We start from the raw sequence: 16,306 nt of genomic DNA, 5'->3' as shown, positions 1-16,306 counted from the left end.
GCCGCCACTCAGGCACCGCGCAGCGAAATCCTCGATGAGATGGTCGCGATGCGGACAAAGCTGCCGTTCAGATTTCTGGAGAGTTCGCGACAGATATAGGTTTTGTGGCCTGATCAATCGCGGTAGCCATTTCGTGTCAGACAGATGGCGTTGACCTACGGTCTTGCGCAAAGAGCTTCTCCACAATGGCGCAAAGGCTAAGGACACCCTTGTCGTCCAAGTGGCGTCCCATGATCTGCAGTCCGATCGGTCGGCCATCTTGGGTATAACCAATGGGCACCGAGGCGGCAGGCAACCCGGTGAAATTGGCGAGCGCGGAGAACGGAACCCATGACGACGGCGGCAGTATCTGCTCTGCAATCTTGTCAGGACCGTAGGTATCGATCGGAAAGGCGGCGCTTGCGGTTGCGGGGGTCAGCAGAAAATCGAAATCACGCATGAAGTCCGCAGTGAGATTTGCGATGCGCTTGCGTTCCATGATGGCGGCTGTGAACTGATCGCCGGTCCAGGTTCGCTCAAGGATGCTTCCGATCCAGCCATCCAACTCGATACCCTGTTCCGCAGTCATGGCTTTCAGGCCAACTCGGTCCGTCTCAAGCGCAACAAGCGTGTCGAGTAATCCTTCGGTGTTGCCAACCGCCGGGTAAGCAGCCTCGACATGGCTGATTACCGTCCTCAGACGCGCGACAGCCTGTTCAAAAACCGAGCGAACTTCCGGATCCACGATCGCAAACCCGAGGTCGCCCGTAAATGCGATCCGGATGCTTGCCATTGCATCCAAACTGCTCAGAACCCAGTCACCGCTCTCAGACGGAACAGAATGACGGTCGTAGGCTGAGGGGCCGGAAATTACCGAAAGCGCGAGTGCTGCATCGGTAGCATTTCGCGTCAAGGGGCCGATGTGCTCAAGGCTCTCCCAACCGGACTGCCCGGGGTAGCGTGGATCGCGACAGCTTGGGTATAGAGGCACTCGTCCCCACGACGGTTTCATGCCAAAGACGCCGCAAAGTGACGCTGGGATGCGTATCGAACCGCCGCCATCGCTGCCCAGGGCCAATGGAACCATGCCGGTGGAAACCGCTACCGCCGAACCGGCGCTCGACCCACCCGGCGTCAGAGCCACATTCCAGGGATTGCGGGTTGTGGGGAAAACGTGATTGTGGCCAACGCCGCCATAGCCGAATTCAGACGTGTTTGTCTTACCGATGATTGTCGCACCTGCTTTTCTCAGGCGTTCGACAACTATGTCATCTTGCTCAGGGACAAAATCCGCATAGAGGCGTGATCCAAAAGTTGTTCGCATCCCTCGGGTGCAAATCAGGTCTTTCACGGCAACCGGAACGCCAGCCAGTGGTCCCACGGGCAAACCAGCGGAAAGGCGTCGGTCGGTTTCATCCGCCTGCTCCAAGGCCGTATCGTCCAATGTGCAGAAGGCATGCAGGCCGTGGTCAAGCTCCTCGATCCGAGAAAGCGATGCTTCCGCAAGCTCGCGAGCGGTGCACTGTCGCTGTGTGATTGCGTGGGTCAACTCAAGCAGATTCAGATCTAATGGCGTGTTCTTTGACAACCGATCAAGTCCCTTGTTCTGGGGTAGTGCCCTGCGTTTTTCCATCTTCTTTCGGGCCGGTCTATGCGAGAAGTGGATGAACTGCAGCCCCGAACGTGAATGTTCGCAATGGGCTCTTCGCCGACATTCAGAAAAACGGCAGCATAGCCCTAGTTTCTCCGGCGCAACGGAAGGCGCGGGCGCAAACTGCCCACCGCGTTGCGGCATCGCAATCAGGGCATAGTTGCAGAAGCAATATGGAAATGTTCGTGGCCCCACCGGAATTGCCGGTGGCGGCGCAGCAAATGATCGCGTCGCGATAAGCGGGCTGCGCCGGACTGGCGCGTTGAATTTTTTCGCGTCGGCGCTAGGCTGATTTCAGTGCATCCTTCATGTTGGGGGGCTGGGTGTCTGATGGTCTGCCTGCTGAAGAACAGGTGCTGATCGCGTCCTTGCATCGCGCCGCGCTGGATCCTTTGGGATGGCAGGAATTCATCCTGCTGCTTGAAGGCGCTTTACCCGGCGTCGCCGCGACGCTGTTCGGGGTCGATGGCAACCGCCGCCGCGTCACCTATGTCACCACAGGCGGCGGGATCGGCCCCGAGGGTCTGCAGGCCTTTGCCGATTATTACAATACCATCAATCCGTTCACCGCCTATCTGGTGCAGGTCCGACCCGGAACGACCCGCTGCTCGGTCATGGATGTGCCCGATGACATGCTGTTGCGGACCGAATTCTATAATGACTGGATGCGGCCTCAGGACAATCTGGCGGGCGGGGTGGCACTGAAGACCCAGACGCATCAGGACCGCGCGCTGATCGTTGCGGTCAATATCCGGAGGCATTATCGCGCCACGACCGATCAGCGGACCCAGAGTTACTGGACAGGATGCAGCCGCATGTGACCCACGCCTTTCGCGTCAGCGAGACGATCGCCGAATTGCGCAGCCGCCAGATGCTGGACATCACAGGGCAGGTGCCGGACCAGCAGGGCGGGACAGTGATCTGCGACCATAATCTGCTGATCATCTGGGCCGATCACGGTGTCACCTCGATGCTGGGTGGACCGCTGCGGATCGACCGGATCGGACGGCTGGGCTTTGCCGATCCGCAGGCCCAGCTGTGGGCGGCCAACCTTGGGGCGGCGTTAGGCAATGGCCGCGCGCCCTTTGGGACCATGCACAGCCATGATCTGGGCGGCTGGACGATCCGGGCCATCAGCAGCGCCGCTCCTGCGCTGGGTTCGCCGCTGTTTCCCGGCGTTTTTCAGACAGCTGGCTGGCCCGATCGGCAGCTGGCATTCGTCATCTCGCGGCGGGATCAGATCTGTTCGGTCCAAGGCCACCTCATCCGGCGGTTTCAGCTGTCTGCGGCCGAGGCCAGCATTGCCGCGCTGATCGGTCAGGGCTGCTCGACCGCCGAGATCGCGCGGACGCGGCAGGTCAGCCTCCACACCGTCCGCAACCAGATCCGTGCCATCTTGCACAAGATGGATGCACGCGACCGGGGCGCGATCATCCGCGAAATCGCCACAGCCAAGGTGCAGCGGTCCTAACGCGCTGGCGCGATGGGAGTGAAATCCCGGAATACAGGGCGGAAAACGGTCCATATTTGCACGCGCCATCGGAGCATGTTGACAGGCTGGAAAACCAGTTTGCCGATGTTGTTCCTATTTGAAGTTGGGGAATTGATCCGTTTATGCGCCGTGGCTAGCAATGGCACAGCGAAAAGTCGGGGCCCAAACGGACGCATTTAGTCTGCATTGGGGAATGCCTTCCGGGATGATGAGTTTGCTTTCCACCATGAGCGGATAGTGAAGCTGAATGAAGGAATGCCGCTAAAGAAGTATAAGCCCGAGGAGCTCCTCACGAATCTCCGACAGGTCGACGTGAACCGCGCCGGGTTTGCCGGAGGCTGATTACGGTGAGCTGACTTTCGGCGGTGCGGCACCGCATCTGCAGCAAACAGAGTTAGCAGCTGTTCATGCGCACCGCAGCGAAATTTGGACCGTCACTGGCCCATCGGGCGGTAAGCTGTCAGCAGCCTGCGGCATTGCACCTGCAGAAGAATTACGAAAGCAGTCAATCAGGCGACGCACACCGTGGAGCGACCCCTCGCGGTCCTAACTGACCGTTCGGCCCCCTCGAATGCGGCAAGGCGGCGCTCCGCAAAGCCGATGCTCATTTGGTGGTGTCGCTGCGAAATTCCAGTCATCAAGGTTGAGAACCTGCCGCCGGTCAACATGGGTATGGCTGTCGGTTACCGATGATGCCAGACTTCTTACTGCATCCTTTGTCAGGCCCCTTATGAAGTCAGCGGACCGAACCATCTGAATGACGCCCTGCGCCTTGAGCAAGGGCAATCGCGTATCGCCACCGGCGACTGCGCAATGTTCGTCTATCCGCGAACACCCAGATCATACAGAGGCTACAAATGCAAAACCACTTCGAGAGTCCCTTTCGGGGCATAACGCTGGACAAGCAGGTCACCAATCCGAACATCGTCGTCGGGCGCTTCAGCTACTATTCGGGCTACTATCATGGCCACAGCTTCGACGACTGCGCCCGATACCTTTTGCAGGACGAAGGTGTTGATCGCCTCGTGATCGGCAGTTTCTGCTCTATCGGATCAGGGGCTGCATTTATCATGGGGGGCAATCAGGGGCATCGGAACGACTGGATCAGCACCTTTCCCTTCTACTGGATGCCAGAGGTGCCGGCGTTTGCCGGGGCCGCGAACGGCTTCCTGCCTGCCGGGGATACAGTGATCGGTAATGATGTCTGGATCGGCGCGGAAGCGATCATCATGCCGGGCGTCAGCATTGGCGATGGTGCCGTCATCGGCACCCGCGCGGTGGTGACGCGTGATGTTGCGCCTTACGCAATTTTTGCTGGAAATCCGGCCAAGATTATCCGCAGCAGGTTCGAAGACAGGATCATCGGTCTGCTCCTAGAAATGCGATGGTGGGACTGGCCCGAAGATGCGTTGGTGCGCGCTATGCCATTGCTGACAAGTGGCGACGTCGAACGCCTCTACGTTTATTGGAACGATCATATCAGCTCCACCTGAACTGCGGCACTCGTCCCCATGCGGCGAGTGCGTGCCCTTCCATTAGAGGCTCGGAACAGTGTGATGTGGTGCATAAACGGGTAGGCAACCTTCTGATCTTCCGGAGGAGAACGTGCGGTCCCAGTGCGGCCGGTCACGCACTGGCCTTGCTGCCGGGCAGCATTCCCCTTAACCGATAGTCATGCGACTTGCATGTGAGCGACCGCGATCAATAAATAGGGGGTGAGACGATCCAAATCACCTCGGCCGGATCGTCATGGGGGTTCTCCCAGCCATACGCTTCCTTATGGAACTGGAAGCTGTCCCCCGGCTCCAGCGCAAACTGCCTGGCACCAATTCTCAGGGTCAGGCGACCTAAAATCAGCACTCCGCCATCCTCTTTCTCGCGCGGTGGATTCATCCCGTCGGAGGCGGAGCGCGGCGCGAAGACCGACCGGATCATCTCGAACCCACCACCAAGACCGGGCGACAGCAATTCTTCACGCAGGCCGGTATCGGGCGATCCGATGGCGCTGCGATCCGCCGCGCGCACGATCAGGCCCTGCTCCCCGGGATTGCGCGAGGCCGAACGGAAGAAAAAGCTGATATTCAAATCGAAGAGCTGCGCGATCTGGCCAAGGTCGCGGACCGAGGGCGTGGTTACGCCGCGCTCGACCTGGCTCAGCCAGCCCACCGACCGGCCAAGCGCACCCGCGCAATCCACAATGGTCATATGCCGCGCTTTTCGCAGCGCCCTGATGTCCTGACCGATCCTGTCCATGATGCATGAACTAGGGGATTTCGGATGCCTGCGCCAGTCACTCTCGTGATGAAACTTCGCACAACATCTGCATTGATGAAATTTTATGGTTGCTTTTTCACTTTCTCATGCGATCCATGGATGGAACTGGCAAGGAGCGACTCATGCCCGACCTTCCAAACTCGGCCCGCGTCGTCATCATCGGCGGCGGTATCTCCGGCTGTTCGGTGGCCTATCACCTCGCCGAACGCGGCTGGACCGATATCCTGCTTCTGGAGCGCAAGCGGCTGACCTCGGGCACCACATGGCATGCGGCGGGGCTGGTCGGCCAGCTTCGCGCCAGCCAGAACATGACGCGCCTCGCGAAATACTCTGCCGATCTCTACCGCAGGCTCGAGGCCGAGACCGGACTTGCCACCGGCTTCAGCCAGCGCGGATCGATGACGGTCGCGCTGACCCCGGCACGACGAGAGGAGCTGCTGCGCCAGGCCTCGATGGCGCGGGCCTTCGGGGTCGAGGTGAACGAGCTTTCCTCAGGTGAGATCAAGGCGCTCTACCCCCATCTTGAGACGCGGGACGTGGTGTCGGGCGTGCATCTGCCCGGTGATGGCCAAGCAGATCCTGCCAATATCGCGCTGGCGCTGGCGAAAGGCGCGAGAATGCGAGGTGCGCAGATACAGGAGGGGGTGAAGGTAACCCGCGTCACCACCGACCGGGGACGTGTGAGCGGGGTCGACTGGCAGGATGAGACGGGCGAGACCGGCCATATCGCCGCACCCCATGTCGTCAACTGCGGTGGCATGTGGGGGCGCGATCTGGCCGCCGTCAACGGCGTCACCTTGCCGCTGCATGCCTGCGAGCATTTCTACATCGTCACCGAAGCCATTCCCGGCCTTGCGCAGCTTCCGGTGCTGCGCGTCCCCGACGAATGCGCCTATTACAAGGAGGATGCGGGAAAGATCCTGCTGGGCGCCTTTGAGCCGGTGGCGAAGCCCTGGGGCATGAATGGCATCCGCGAAGATTTCTGCTTTGACCAGCTGCCCGAGGATGTCGATCATTTCGAGCCGATCCTTGAAAAGGCCATCGTCCGGATGCCGCTTCTGGCCGAGACCGGGATCCATACCTTCTTCAATGGCCCCGAGAGCTTCACCCCGGACGACCGTTACTATCTGGGTGCCGCGCCCGAGATCTGCGGCTACTGGGTGGCGGCGGGTTACAATTCGGTTGGCATTGCGTCGTCCGGGGGGGCAGGTATGGCCTTGGCGGCGTGGATGGACCGCGGCGAGCCGCCCTTCGATCTGTGGGAGGTCGACATCCGGCGCGCCCAGCCCTTCCAACGCAACCGTCACTATCTGCGTGAGCGCGTGACCGAAACGCTGGGTCTGCTCTATGCCGACCATTACCCCTATCGCCAGATGGCGACTGCCCGCGGAGTCCGCCGCTCACCGCTGCATGAACATCTGAGGTCGCGTGGCGCGGTTTTTGGCGAAGTGGCGGGCTGGGAGCGCGCCAACTGGTTTGCAAACGAGGGTCAGGTTGCGGAATATCGCTATTCCTGGGGCCGCTCGAACTGGTTCGACAATGCCGCCGCAGAACACCACGCCCTGCGACAGGGCGTCGGCCTGCTCGACATGTCGAGCTTTGGCAAGATCCGGGTCGAGGGACGCGATGCGCTGCAATTCCTACAAGGCCTGTGCGGAAACGACCTGTCGGTTCCTGAGGGACGGATCGTCTATACCCAGATGCTGAACGCCCGCGGCGGGATCGAAAGTGATCTGACCGTGACCCGGCTGTCGGAAACGGCTTTCCTGCTTGTCGTCCCCGGTGCGACGCTGCAGCGCGACCTTTCATGGCTGCGGCGACATCTGGGTGCTTTCGTCGCAACAATCATCGACGTCTCGTCGGCCGAGGCGGTTATCCCGGTCATGGGACCGCTTTCGCGCGCGCTTCTTTCGCGCGTGGCGCCGGCCGATCTGTCGAACGAGGGACATCCCTTTGGCACGGCACGGGAAATCGAGATCGGCCTCGGTCTCGCCCGGGCGCACCGCGTGTCCTACGTGGGCGAGTTGGGATGGGAGATCTACGTCAGCAGCGAGCAGGCCGCGCATGTCTTTGAGACGCTGGTTGAGGCAGGGACCGATCTTGGGCTGAAGCTCTGCGGTCTTCATGCGATGGACAGCTGCCGGATAGAAAAGGCCTACCGCCATTTCGGCCATGACATCACCGACGAGGATCATGTGCTTGAAGCAGGTCTGGGCTTTGCAGTGAAGACCGCCAAGGGCGATTTCATCGGTCGCGAGGCTGTGCTGCGCAAGCGCGAGGAGGGCCTTAGCCGGCGACTGCTGCAATTCCGACTGGACGATCCGGCGCCGCTTTTATTCCATAACGAACCGATCCTGCGGGATGGGCGCATTGTCGGTCAGGTCACCTCGGGGGCCTATGGTCATACGCTTGGGGCCGCCATCGGTCTCGGCTATATCCCATGCCGGAGGGATGAGGGAATCGACGAGATACTGGCCTCCAGCTACGAAATCGAGGTTGCCGGTCAAAAGGTGGCCGCCACAGCAAGTTTGCAGCCGCTCTATGATCCACGCTCACAACGGCTTCACACGCCATGACCACTCCGACTGCCCCGCCACCACCGGAGGTCTCGAAAGTCTCGCCGAATTTAGTGGAGGCCGATTGTTTGGACGACCAGTGATTGCGATGGCGCATGCCAGCACGCAGCGTCCTAAGAGCGCGTTTCATAACCATTTGGTCAGGGCCCGAAAGCAGATGATGGCGCATGCCAGGTAGGTCAGCGCGAGGTGTATGTCGGCTCGTCGCTCGTATCTGACGGCGCGTCGACGGAAGCGTGCAAGCCAAGCGAACGTGCGCTCGACTACCCAGCGATGCTTCCCGAGGTGACTGCTGCTTTCGATGCCCTTGCGCGCGATCCGATTCTTGATCCGGCGCTTCATGCAGGCTCGGCGACAGCGGGCATAGTCGTAGCCCTTGTCGGCATTCAGCTTGTTGGGCCGATGACGCGGCCTGCCACGCTTTCCCTGCACGGGTGGAATGGCATCGAGCTGCGGCTCGAGCATCCGGCTGTCATGGACGTTCGCACCGCTCAGGCGCACCGTAAGGGAATACCGCGCCTATCCGTGACGATGTGACGTTTGGTCCCCGGTCGCCCGCGATCGGAGGGGTTGGGTCCGGTGACCTCGCCCCCTTTTCGCCGCGATGGACGCGCTGTCCATGCAGGCCCGGCTCCAGTCGAGATGGCCGGCGCGGTGCAAGTGGCAGAGCAAGGCCTGGTGCAGTCGTTCCCAGACCCCGGCAACCTGCCAATCCCTCAGCCGCCGCCAGCAAGTCACCCCCGAGCCACAGCCCAATTCCGCTGGCAGCATGCGCCAGGGAATGCCACTGCGAAGGACAAAAATGATCCCACCCCAGGCGGCACGATCCGATATCCGGGGGCGGCCGCTTTTCGCCCAAGGAGTCGATGCGCAGTGGGTAACGTGACAGGCCGTAGCCGGTGAATCCGTTTGGCCACAATATGCCTGTGCGCGGGTACCTTAAAATTAATGATCGTGTCCCAGGGCTTGGTGTAGGAGCGCCGACCTCCAGCGAGGTCTGAGCCAACTCAGGTGGCCACAGCGGGCAGCCTGACGTTTGGATTGTCGGTGACGCGGGCGAGGGTTTCAAGCGACATGTAGCGCCGCGCGACGGCCCATTCGTCATTGGTCTCCAGCATCAGCGCTCCGACGAGACGAATGATGGCCTCGTCATTGGGAAAGATCCCGATGACATCGGCGCGCCGCTTGATCTCCCGGTTCACCCGTCCGAGCGGGTTCGTCGACGCGATCTGGGTCCAATGTTCGCGCGGAAAGGACATGTAGGCGAGGACATCGTCGCGGCAGGTGTCCATGAAGGTGCCGAGCTTTTCAATCTTCTCGCGTAACGCGTCGGCGACGGAGTCCCACTGGGCCTCGGCATCGGCCTTGTTCTCTTGGGCGAAGATCGTCTTCAGCATCGCCGCCACCGCACAGCGCTGCTTGGTCGGGGCATGGGCAAGCGCATTCCGCATCCAGTGCACGCGGCAGCGCTGATGGCTGGCATTGAACACCCGGCGGGCGGCCGCCCGCAGGCCCTTGTGATCGTCGGCGATCACCAGCTTCACCCCGCGCAACCCCCGATCGGCCAAGGAGCGCAGGAACTCGGTCCAGAACGTCTCGGCCTCCGAGGGTCCGGTGGTCACGCCCAGAACCTCGCGCTTGCCGTCCTCGTTCACTGCCACGGCCACTATGACCGCACGGCTGATGATGCGCCCTCCCTCGCGCACCTTCAGATAGGTGGCGTCGAGCCAGAGATAGGGCCAAGCCCCCTCCAGTGGGCGGTTCAGAAAGGCGTTCACTCGTTCGTCGATCTCGGCGCAGAGACGGCTGACCTGGCTCTTCGACATGCCGCCCGCGCCCATGGCCTTGACCAGATCGTCGACCGAGCGCGTGGAAATGCCCTGCACGTAGGCCTCTTGGATCACCGCGACCAGCGCCTTCTCGGCCGTCCGGCGCGGCTCGAGAAAGCTGGGCAGATAACTGCCCTTGCGCAGCTTCGGGATCTCCAGCGCGATCCGACCGGCACGAGTGTCCCAGTCTCGCTCGCGGTATCCATTGCGCTGAACTTCCCGTAGGGGTGAACGCGAGCCCTTGGCCGCGCCGGTGCGTAGCTCGACCTCAAGTTCCATGATCCGTTCGGCGGCGAAGGCCAGCATCTCGCGCACCAGATCGCCATCAGCCTGCTTTTCAATGAGATCAAGCAGCGCCATTCTTTCATCGGTCATCGTCATCTCCGTTCAGGTTACAGGTCTCGCAACCCAAACCTACTTCGAAGATCGACGATGGCCGCCAGCGTCACGCCCGGCCGCGCGCTGCGCTACGCCGGGGCTCCGCGCGCGGCCTCCTACACCATCAACTGGGACACGGCCAAATTAATCCACCGTCCTAGCGCAAACGCGTCATGCGCCTAGGTTAGGTTACAGGCTGAAATTCCGGCAAAGAGAATCGTGCCCTCTCTGAGGAACAGCCCAAAGATGAGTGGCTAAGCTGCGACTGCCTGACTGAATTCCGGATCCCCTCAACTTTGCGCTTGGATTGGGGCGAGCACGACAGCCTGAACTCAAACTCGACCGCAGCCCAGAGCCGCATGGTTGAACGCGAACATCACGCCACCTCCTTCAAAGCCGCTTCTCCCTGCCTCATTCTCATCCGTCGACAAGGTGCGCCATGGCAAATTTTCAGTTCTCCGATTATGTCGGCCAGTCCCTGCAATTCGACCCAGCCAACGACGCGCTACTATTTTTAGATGGGATCGATGCGGCATCGATGAGGGTCAGCGCAGATGGAGGCGATGTCGTCATCTCGTTCCCAGGGCAAAGCGTGAGGCTTGTGGGTGGCGCTTACCAGTCACTGAGCGCTGCGAATTTTGTCTTCGGGAACGGCAGTGCAGCCTATTTTGGAACTGCTGCTAACAATTCCTTCACAGGGACGGCTCAAGGCGATTATGCCGACATCGCGCACGGTGGCGGCGGGGCAGATACAGTCAATGCGGGAACAGGCGATGACGTCATTTATGGGGGGAACAGTCTCACCGCAAGTGATCGCCTGGACGGCGGCGCAGGTGACGACCGGCTTATCCTTGACGGGACCTATTCCGGTATCGTCGCCTTCAATACCTATACCTTGGTTTCGGTCGAAGTCATTGAGCTGTTGGCCGGCTCATCCGCGTCGCTGCGATTGTCGAATTATGCCGTCACCACAACAACTGGCGGCCTGCTGACCATTGATGCATCCGCGCTTGCTTCATCACATGCTTTGACTCTGGATGGGACTTCTGTCGGCGGCGGCAGGCTGAGCGTCTTGGGCGGTGCTGGGAACGACGTTCTTACAGGTGGCGGACGTGCGGATAACCTCGTGGGCGGCGACGGCGCCGACATCATCAACGGCGGCGGCGGCGACGACCATATTATTGGTGGTTTGGGCGGCGACGTTCTGAGCGGCGGTGCAGGCAATGATACTTTCAGCTTCAGTCTGGCTTTTCCACTCAGCGACAGCTCACCTGCGGCTAGCAACCTCGTCGATGTGATCAACGGTTTTGAGGGCGCGGGCGTCGCAGGCGGCGATCTGATCGAGCTCCCCAGCTACTTCAACAGCCTGCCACTGGCATTTAACCCCAACCAGGGCGCCGGTATATATAGCTTTACCTTCACCGGCATCGGACTGGACGGCGTTCAGATGAACGCGGACTGGGTTGGAGACGGTTTTATCGATGTGCTTTGGCAGTACAATGCCACGGTGGGACGGGTCGAGCTTTGGGTTGACGGCAATGACGATGGTCAGTTCAGCGAAGGTGATCTGCTGATCTATCTCAACGGCATCAACACATTGTCGTTGCTTGACTTTGTCGACAACTTCCCTGCCTGGCGAGGGACACAAGGCATTGACAACCATGCTCTGAACGGACAGGCCAATATTGCATACGGCCTTGGCGGCAATGACACCTTGTCGGGTCTGGACGGGGGGGATCAGATCTATGGCGGGGCGGGCAATGACAGCCTGCTGGGCGATCTGGGCCAGGATCAGCTGGACGGCAATGCCGGTAACGACACCCTGCGCGGCGGCGACAATGAAGACAACCTTTACGGCGGCGCCGGCAATGACAGCCTTTATGGCGGCAATGATGCTGACGCGCTCTATGCCTCTTACGACGCCGTGCTGGGAGCATATGTCAGCGAGACCACGTCCCAGAACCGGCTCTTCGGCGAGGCGGGCAACGATTCTCTCTCTGGCGGCAATGGCCGCGACACCCTGTCGGGCGGTGCCGATAACGACCATCTCGACGGCGGCGATCATAATGACAGCCTCGCCGGAGACGATGGCGCAGATACCCTCTACGGCCGCGCCGGAAACGATGTGCTGAATGGCGGCACATTGGAGGATTACCTAGACGGTGGCAGCGGGAATGACACCCTGATCGGCGGACTGGGATCAGATACCCTGCTTGGCGACACCGGCGCTGATGTCTTCAGGTTCCTTTCCGCATCAGAGTCCTTCGAAACAACAGATGTCGTTACGGGCTTCGATGGGGCAGGTGCAGCCGCTGGCGATTTGATAGACCTCTCTGCATTGGATGCAGACCCGAATATCGACGGAGATCAGTCTTTCATATTTGGCTCACAAGGAGTTGGTGGCCTCTGGTTGAGCCAATCCGGGACCGACACTTTTGTCAGAATAAACCTTGATTCTGACGTTGACGCAGAAATGGAGATCCGGATTGTTGATGGCAGTACTCCGTCCACGCAATATACGGCTGCGGACTTCCTGCTTTGAAGGCTCCGTCGCAAATTTCAGCGTAGGCTGAGGACACCTCTTTGTTTGGACATACTTATCCCGCGAGCGTTGCGAAAGGCTGAAAGGCTGAAAGGCAGTCTTGCCAGTTGCCGTAACCTGGCGCTTGCGGATCGTTTGGGCCGTTTCGATGCCGGCAAGTGTGACCTGAGCAGATGCAAATGATTTGAAACCCAGCATCGGCCGGATCAGCTTTTTGATGAAGCGATGGTCCTGTTCGATGACGTTGTTGAGATATTTCACCTGCAGCACTTCGATCAACCAGTACCAACCGGCTAGGATCAGTGCGATGTTCAGGTTGTCGTGTCCGGCAATGTTCGCGCCGCTCTTATCGATGACCACCTTGTCTGGCCAACCATTATTTCTGATGGTTTGGCCGAAGGCGGCTTCGACGCATGCGACAGTGCGGCATTCGTCACCGCCGAAAGGTGGGAATGGGCCGACTTTACGCTGACCTCCGATCCGGGAAATGTGCCGCCCACTGTCGAGACTGGCTGAAGCAACTGGTGGGCCGCGCTTCAATGAGCGATAGGAAGAGCTTCCATAAATCATAATTTCGGTTATTTTGAGCTATAGAATGGAGATCTATCGCTCATGCCTTGGAACTGGACGCAGGCCGGATGGCCTCATTTTGCCTATGATGCGCCCGCAATGGAAGCTCTCGAAAGGCAGTTCCTGCTGACCTCCGGCGAGATCCTCGGCGCGGTCAAGCATGTCGGGGGTGATGACCGCAACCGGCTACGGATCGAGCTTCTGAGCGAAGAAGCGATGCGGACGAGCGCGATCGAAGGTGAGGTCTTGGATCGTTCGAGCGTTCAGTCGTCGCTACGTCGCCACTTCGGACTCGCACCCGATAATTATCAGCCAAGGCCTCGTGAGCAAGGCATCAGCGAAATGATGGTGGATGTCTATTCCGAATTTGCAGCTCCCCTTGATCACGAAACCCTCTGGCGCTGGCACGGCATGCTATTGTCGCATGATCGTGGTCTGGACGCGATCGGTGCCTATCGCTGGCACGATGAGGCGATGCAGATCGTCTCTGGCCGCGCCGAGCGCCCGATCATTCACTTCGAGGCCCCGCCTTCGCGTCAGGTGGCCAGCGAAATGGCGACCCTCATCGAATGGTTCAATCGGTCAGGCCCAGTAGGGAAGAGACCGCTGCCCGCACTGACACGCGCTGGTCTTGCGCACCTCTATTTCGAAAGCATCCATCCCTTTGAGGATGGCAATGGGCGTATTGGCCGGGCTTTGGCGGAAAAATCGCTGGCGCAAAGCATTGGCCAGCCAAGCCTGATCGCACTCGCCTATACGATAGAGCGAGATAGGAAGAACTATTACGGGCAATTGGAGACCCATCAAAAAACGCTGCAGGTCACCGACTGGCTGGTCTGGTTCGGGCAGACGGTTCTCGAGGCCCAACAGGTTACCCTCGATCGTATCGGCTTCTTTATTGCGAAGGCCCGTTTCTACGACTTGCATCGGGACCAGCTGAATGATCGCCAAACCAAGGCGGTCGAGCGCATGTTCCGCGAAGGTCCCTCCGGGTTTCAAGGGGGACTCAGCGCCGAAAAATACCTTTCGATCACCGGTACCTCTCGTGCCACCGCCACCCGCGACCTCCATGATCTGGTCGAGCACGGTGCATTGCTTCGCACCGGCGAACGTCGGCATACACGCTATTGGCTGAACCTCCCCGACATGACCAAACTGGCATAAGAGTCGGTCAGCACCCGCCCTCTTCCGAAATCACCGCATTCAAAATCTCCGCCACGATACCGAGAAAACGTTCCGGATCGTCCAGGGCATTGCTGGCCAGGAGCAGCGGCATGGCACGGACCGTAAGCACTTCGCCATTCTCGCCACGCCGAGGTGCCGCCTGAAAATACACCGCAAGTTGCGCTTTGCCAGTTTTCGTCCGATAGGCGGGCTTGACGAAGAATCCGGTTGGGTGCCGCCCGCCGCTCAAGGCTCCTCCCTCACTGCAGCCTTCCCTCTGAGTCCCAACCGATTAAGCCGGGCCAGAAACTGGCGGTGTCGTTCCGAGACCTGCTGCGCGCGCAGGAACTCGGTCTGGCGGGTGGCGTCCATGCAGGCAAAGTATTCTGAAATCGCCGCAAAATAGCGCTCGAAATCCTCCGCGATGAGAACCGCATAGCGTGCCAGCGCCGCGTCGCCCTCGGGCAGGAAGGGCTCTTCGGGCGGCAAGCAGTTGCCGGAATCATATGCCCCCTGCCCGAGTGCTGGATCTAACCAGAGCGTCAATGTCAGCGCCCAAACCAGCGTCATCATCCAGATCATGCCGAGACCCGCTTTCGCCGCAACAAACCTTTCAGGGCACCAGCGAGGTTGAACTCGCCCCGCCGATCACGCGCGGTGAAGCCTCGCAGCAGGGCACCGGGGCTGCGGGTTGGAGCACCGGGATGGGCGCGGTTAGCATCAATCAACAGCACGGAGAGAGAGGCCCGAAGCGATCCCAGTTGCTCCAGCGCCGCCTCCCAGGCCGAGTCGGTGATGCCGAGATCGCGCAGCAACATAATCGCCGCGCTGCGCAGGTCGCGCTCGCTGATCTCGCCCGTTGGGAAAAGTGCCTCGAGGCAGAAGCGGAAATCCGGCCCGGCGATTTCTCTGACCATCTCCGGGGTGAGCCAGCGCAGATCATCTCGCCCCTGACCGTTTCCATGGTCCGGGCGCGGTTTACGCGGATCCGCGGGGACCGGTCGCGACACCGTTTCTTTTGCATTGATTCTTTCAAGAATCTTTGGAGTTGTATTTGCTATTGCCGGTAGCCCGGCTTCCGCCATGCCGGAAGTATTGCGGCGACATGCAAGGCAGGCCCGCGCTTCAGCCAGCAGGATGTTGACCTCGGTGAGATGACGGGCGAGATCATCTGCGCAGCGGAAACCGGCATAGCGGCGCGGCCAGGAGGCAAAGCGGCGCAACAGATCTGGCAATGCCGGATGTTGTGCATTCTCATCCGACAACCGTTCGATGGCCCGTTTTACATCGCGTTTCGCAGCCGAGCATTCAAGTCTCAGCACTGAGAGCTGATGCATCTCCTCTTTATGCGCGGCATCCATGGCCAGAAGCCGGCCGAGGTTTTCCAGAATCGGTCGGAAATTGATCCCGAGCCGACGGCCGCCGGAAAGCTGGCGGCCGGAACGGCGGCCATTGGCAGCGGTATCGATTTGGATCAGCCCGAGTGCTTCGAGCCCTTTCTCATGCAGCCGTAATGTGCGGTCGCTGATGTCAAGCTCGCGTGCCAGGTCCTGCTGGGCTCGGAAACAAACCGGATCCCGGCCCGGATCGTGCCAATCCGCCGGGGCGGTGTGACGCATCAGGCGCAAGAGTACCGCGCGCCGGGCCGCGCCAAGGCCGAGCTGCCGCGCCAGGCGTTCGACAAGTTCAATGACATGGCTGAACGTCAGTCCGCCGGGCAAGACCGGGTGCATCTTTTGGGTCGTGGGGTTCATGATCTTCTGCTCTTCGTTTTCGAGGCACAGGGCCGCAGGCAAGCCGGATCCGTACGCAGAAACTGCGGCTTTGCTCTTGAATCCATGGGAGAAGCAG

At 60.3% G+C, this 16,306-nt stretch carries 12 protein-coding genes and 2 pseudogenes; 6 read left to right on the top strand and 8 right to left on the bottom strand.

All coding sequences use genetic code 11. The features are described from left to right. Positions 1-136 precede the first annotated feature (136 nt). Complete coding sequence (locus GL300_RS21770) at positions 137-1,612, bottom strand: amidase (RefSeq protein ID WP_155041790.1); 1,476 nt, start codon at positions 1,610-1,612, stop codon at positions 137-139. Positions 1,613-1,953: 341 nt separating this feature from the next. Here GL300_RS21770 and GL300_RS21765 point away from each other — a divergent pair, with 341 nt between their 5' ends. From GL300_RS21765 to catB, 3 genes are all read left to right on the top strand, one after another. Further along, the gene (locus GL300_RS21765) at positions 1,954-2,451 is read left to right on the top strand and encodes a hypothetical protein (protein WP_155041789.1); all 498 of its coding nucleotides are present in this window, start codon (positions 1,954-1,956) and stop codon (positions 2,449-2,451) included. Continuing rightward, entirely contained in the window at positions 2,448-3,101 is a 654-nt protein-coding gene (locus GL300_RS27335; protein WP_170297771.1) for a LuxR C-terminal-related transcriptional regulator, read from the top strand. The genes GL300_RS21765 and GL300_RS27335 overlap by 4 nt, the downstream gene beginning before the upstream one ends. An 878-nt stretch (positions 3,102-3,979) precedes the next feature. After that, the gene (catB, locus tag GL300_RS21755) at positions 3,980-4,615 is read left to right on the top strand and encodes a type B chloramphenicol O-acetyltransferase (protein ID WP_155041787.1); all 636 of its coding nucleotides are present in this window, start codon (positions 3,980-3,982) and stop codon (positions 4,613-4,615) included. A gap of 208 nt (positions 4,616-4,823) precedes the next feature. On the opposite strand, the gene GL300_RS21750 is transcribed toward catB, so the two are convergent. Further along, entirely contained in the window at positions 4,824-5,375 is a 552-nt protein-coding gene (locus GL300_RS21750) for a helix-turn-helix domain-containing protein (RefSeq protein WP_155041786.1), read from the bottom strand. Between the two features lie 143 nt (positions 5,376-5,518). Here GL300_RS21750 and GL300_RS21745 point away from each other — a divergent pair, with 143 nt between their 5' ends. After that, positions 5,519-7,972 (top strand): GcvT family protein, encoded by a 2,454-nt coding sequence (locus GL300_RS21745; RefSeq protein WP_155041785.1) that lies wholly within the window; start codon positions 5,519-5,521, stop codon positions 7,970-7,972. A gap of 126 nt (positions 7,973-8,098) precedes the next feature. Here the strand turns inward: GL300_RS21745 and GL300_RS26870 are convergent. Both GL300_RS26870 and GL300_RS21735 read right to left on the bottom strand, forming a co-directional pair. Continuing rightward, positions 8,099-8,824: pseudogene (locus tag GL300_RS26870) on the bottom strand (IS5 family transposase); the annotation flags it as partial. A gap of 155 nt (positions 8,825-8,979) precedes the next feature. Then, a complete protein-coding gene (locus tag GL300_RS21735; protein WP_155041829.1) occupies positions 8,980-10,176 on the bottom strand; it encodes an IS256 family transposase in 1,197 nt (398 codons plus the stop codon). Between the two features lie 442 nt (positions 10,177-10,618). Here GL300_RS21735 and GL300_RS21730 point away from each other — a divergent pair, with 442 nt between their 5' ends. Next, positions 10,619-12,721 carry a calcium-binding protein gene (locus tag GL300_RS21730; protein ID WP_155041784.1) on the top strand — a complete coding sequence of 701 codons (2,103 nt, stop codon included), beginning with the start codon at positions 10,619-10,621 and terminating at the stop codon, positions 12,719-12,721. A 55-nt stretch (positions 12,722-12,776) separates the two neighbouring features. Here GL300_RS21730 and GL300_RS27185 read toward each other — a convergent pair. After that, positions 12,777-13,120, bottom strand: a pseudogene (locus tag GL300_RS27185) (DDE-type integrase/transposase/recombinase); the annotation flags it as partial. Between the two features lie 213 nt (positions 13,121-13,333). Between GL300_RS27185 and GL300_RS21720 the strand changes: the two are divergent. Next, complete coding sequence (locus GL300_RS21720) at positions 13,334-14,455, top strand: Fic family protein (protein WP_155041783.1); 1,122 nt, start codon at positions 13,334-13,336, stop codon at positions 14,453-14,455. 7 nt (positions 14,456-14,462) lie between these two features. On the opposite strand, the gene GL300_RS21715 is transcribed toward GL300_RS21720, so the two are convergent. From GL300_RS21715 to repC, 3 genes are all read right to left on the bottom strand, one after another. Beyond that, complete coding sequence (locus tag GL300_RS21715) at positions 14,463-14,705, bottom strand: hypothetical protein (protein ID WP_155041782.1); 243 nt, start codon at positions 14,703-14,705, stop codon at positions 14,463-14,465. Continuing rightward, on the bottom strand, positions 14,702-15,037 hold the full coding sequence (locus tag GL300_RS21710) for a hypothetical protein (RefSeq protein ID WP_155041781.1): 336 nt from the start codon (positions 15,035-15,037) through the stop codon (positions 14,702-14,704). Before GL300_RS21710 ends, GL300_RS21715 begins: the two co-directional genes overlap by 4 nt. Next, the coding region (gene repC / locus GL300_RS21705) for a replication initiation protein RepC (RefSeq protein WP_211595322.1) at positions 15,034-16,306 on the bottom strand (1,273 nt) is incomplete at its 5' end. The genes repC and GL300_RS21710, both read right to left, overlap by 4 nt.

Origin of the sequence: Paracoccus litorisediminis (assembly GCF_009711205.1) — a bacterium.
Lineage (GTDB): Bacteria > Pseudomonadota > Alphaproteobacteria > Rhodobacterales > Rhodobacteraceae > Paracoccus > Paracoccus litorisediminis.
Note: the sequence above shows the minus strand (reverse complement) of the source record. Positions and strands in the feature narration are given on the sequence as shown.

Excerpts from the sequence above, each read along its gene's own strand:
- GL300_RS21770 (WP_155041790.1), bottom strand. The coding sequence starts at position 1,612 with ATGGAAAAACGCAGGGCACTACCCCAGAACAAGGGACTTGATCGGTTG.
- GL300_RS21710 (WP_155041781.1), bottom strand. The coding sequence starts at position 15,037 with ATGATCTGGATGATGACGCTGGTTTGGGCGCTGACATTGACGCTCTGG.
- GL300_RS21745 (WP_155041785.1), top strand. The coding sequence starts at position 5,519 with ATGCCCGACCTTCCAAACTCGGCCCGCGTCGTCATCATCGGCGGCGGT.
- GL300_RS21735 (WP_155041829.1), bottom strand. The coding sequence starts at position 10,176 with ATGACCGATGAAAGAATGGCGCTGCTTGATCTCATTGAAAAGCAGGCT.
- catB (WP_155041787.1), top strand. The coding sequence starts at position 3,980 with ATGCAAAACCACTTCGAGAGTCCCTTTCGGGGCATAACGCTGGACAAG.
- GL300_RS21720 (WP_155041783.1), top strand. The coding sequence starts at position 13,334 with ATGCCTTGGAACTGGACGCAGGCCGGATGGCCTCATTTTGCCTATGAT.
- GL300_RS21750 (WP_155041786.1), bottom strand. The coding sequence starts at position 5,375 with ATGGACAGGATCGGTCAGGACATCAGGGCGCTGCGAAAAGCGCGGCAT.
- GL300_RS21730 (WP_155041784.1), top strand. The coding sequence starts at position 10,619 with ATGGCAAATTTTCAGTTCTCCGATTATGTCGGCCAGTCCCTGCAATTC.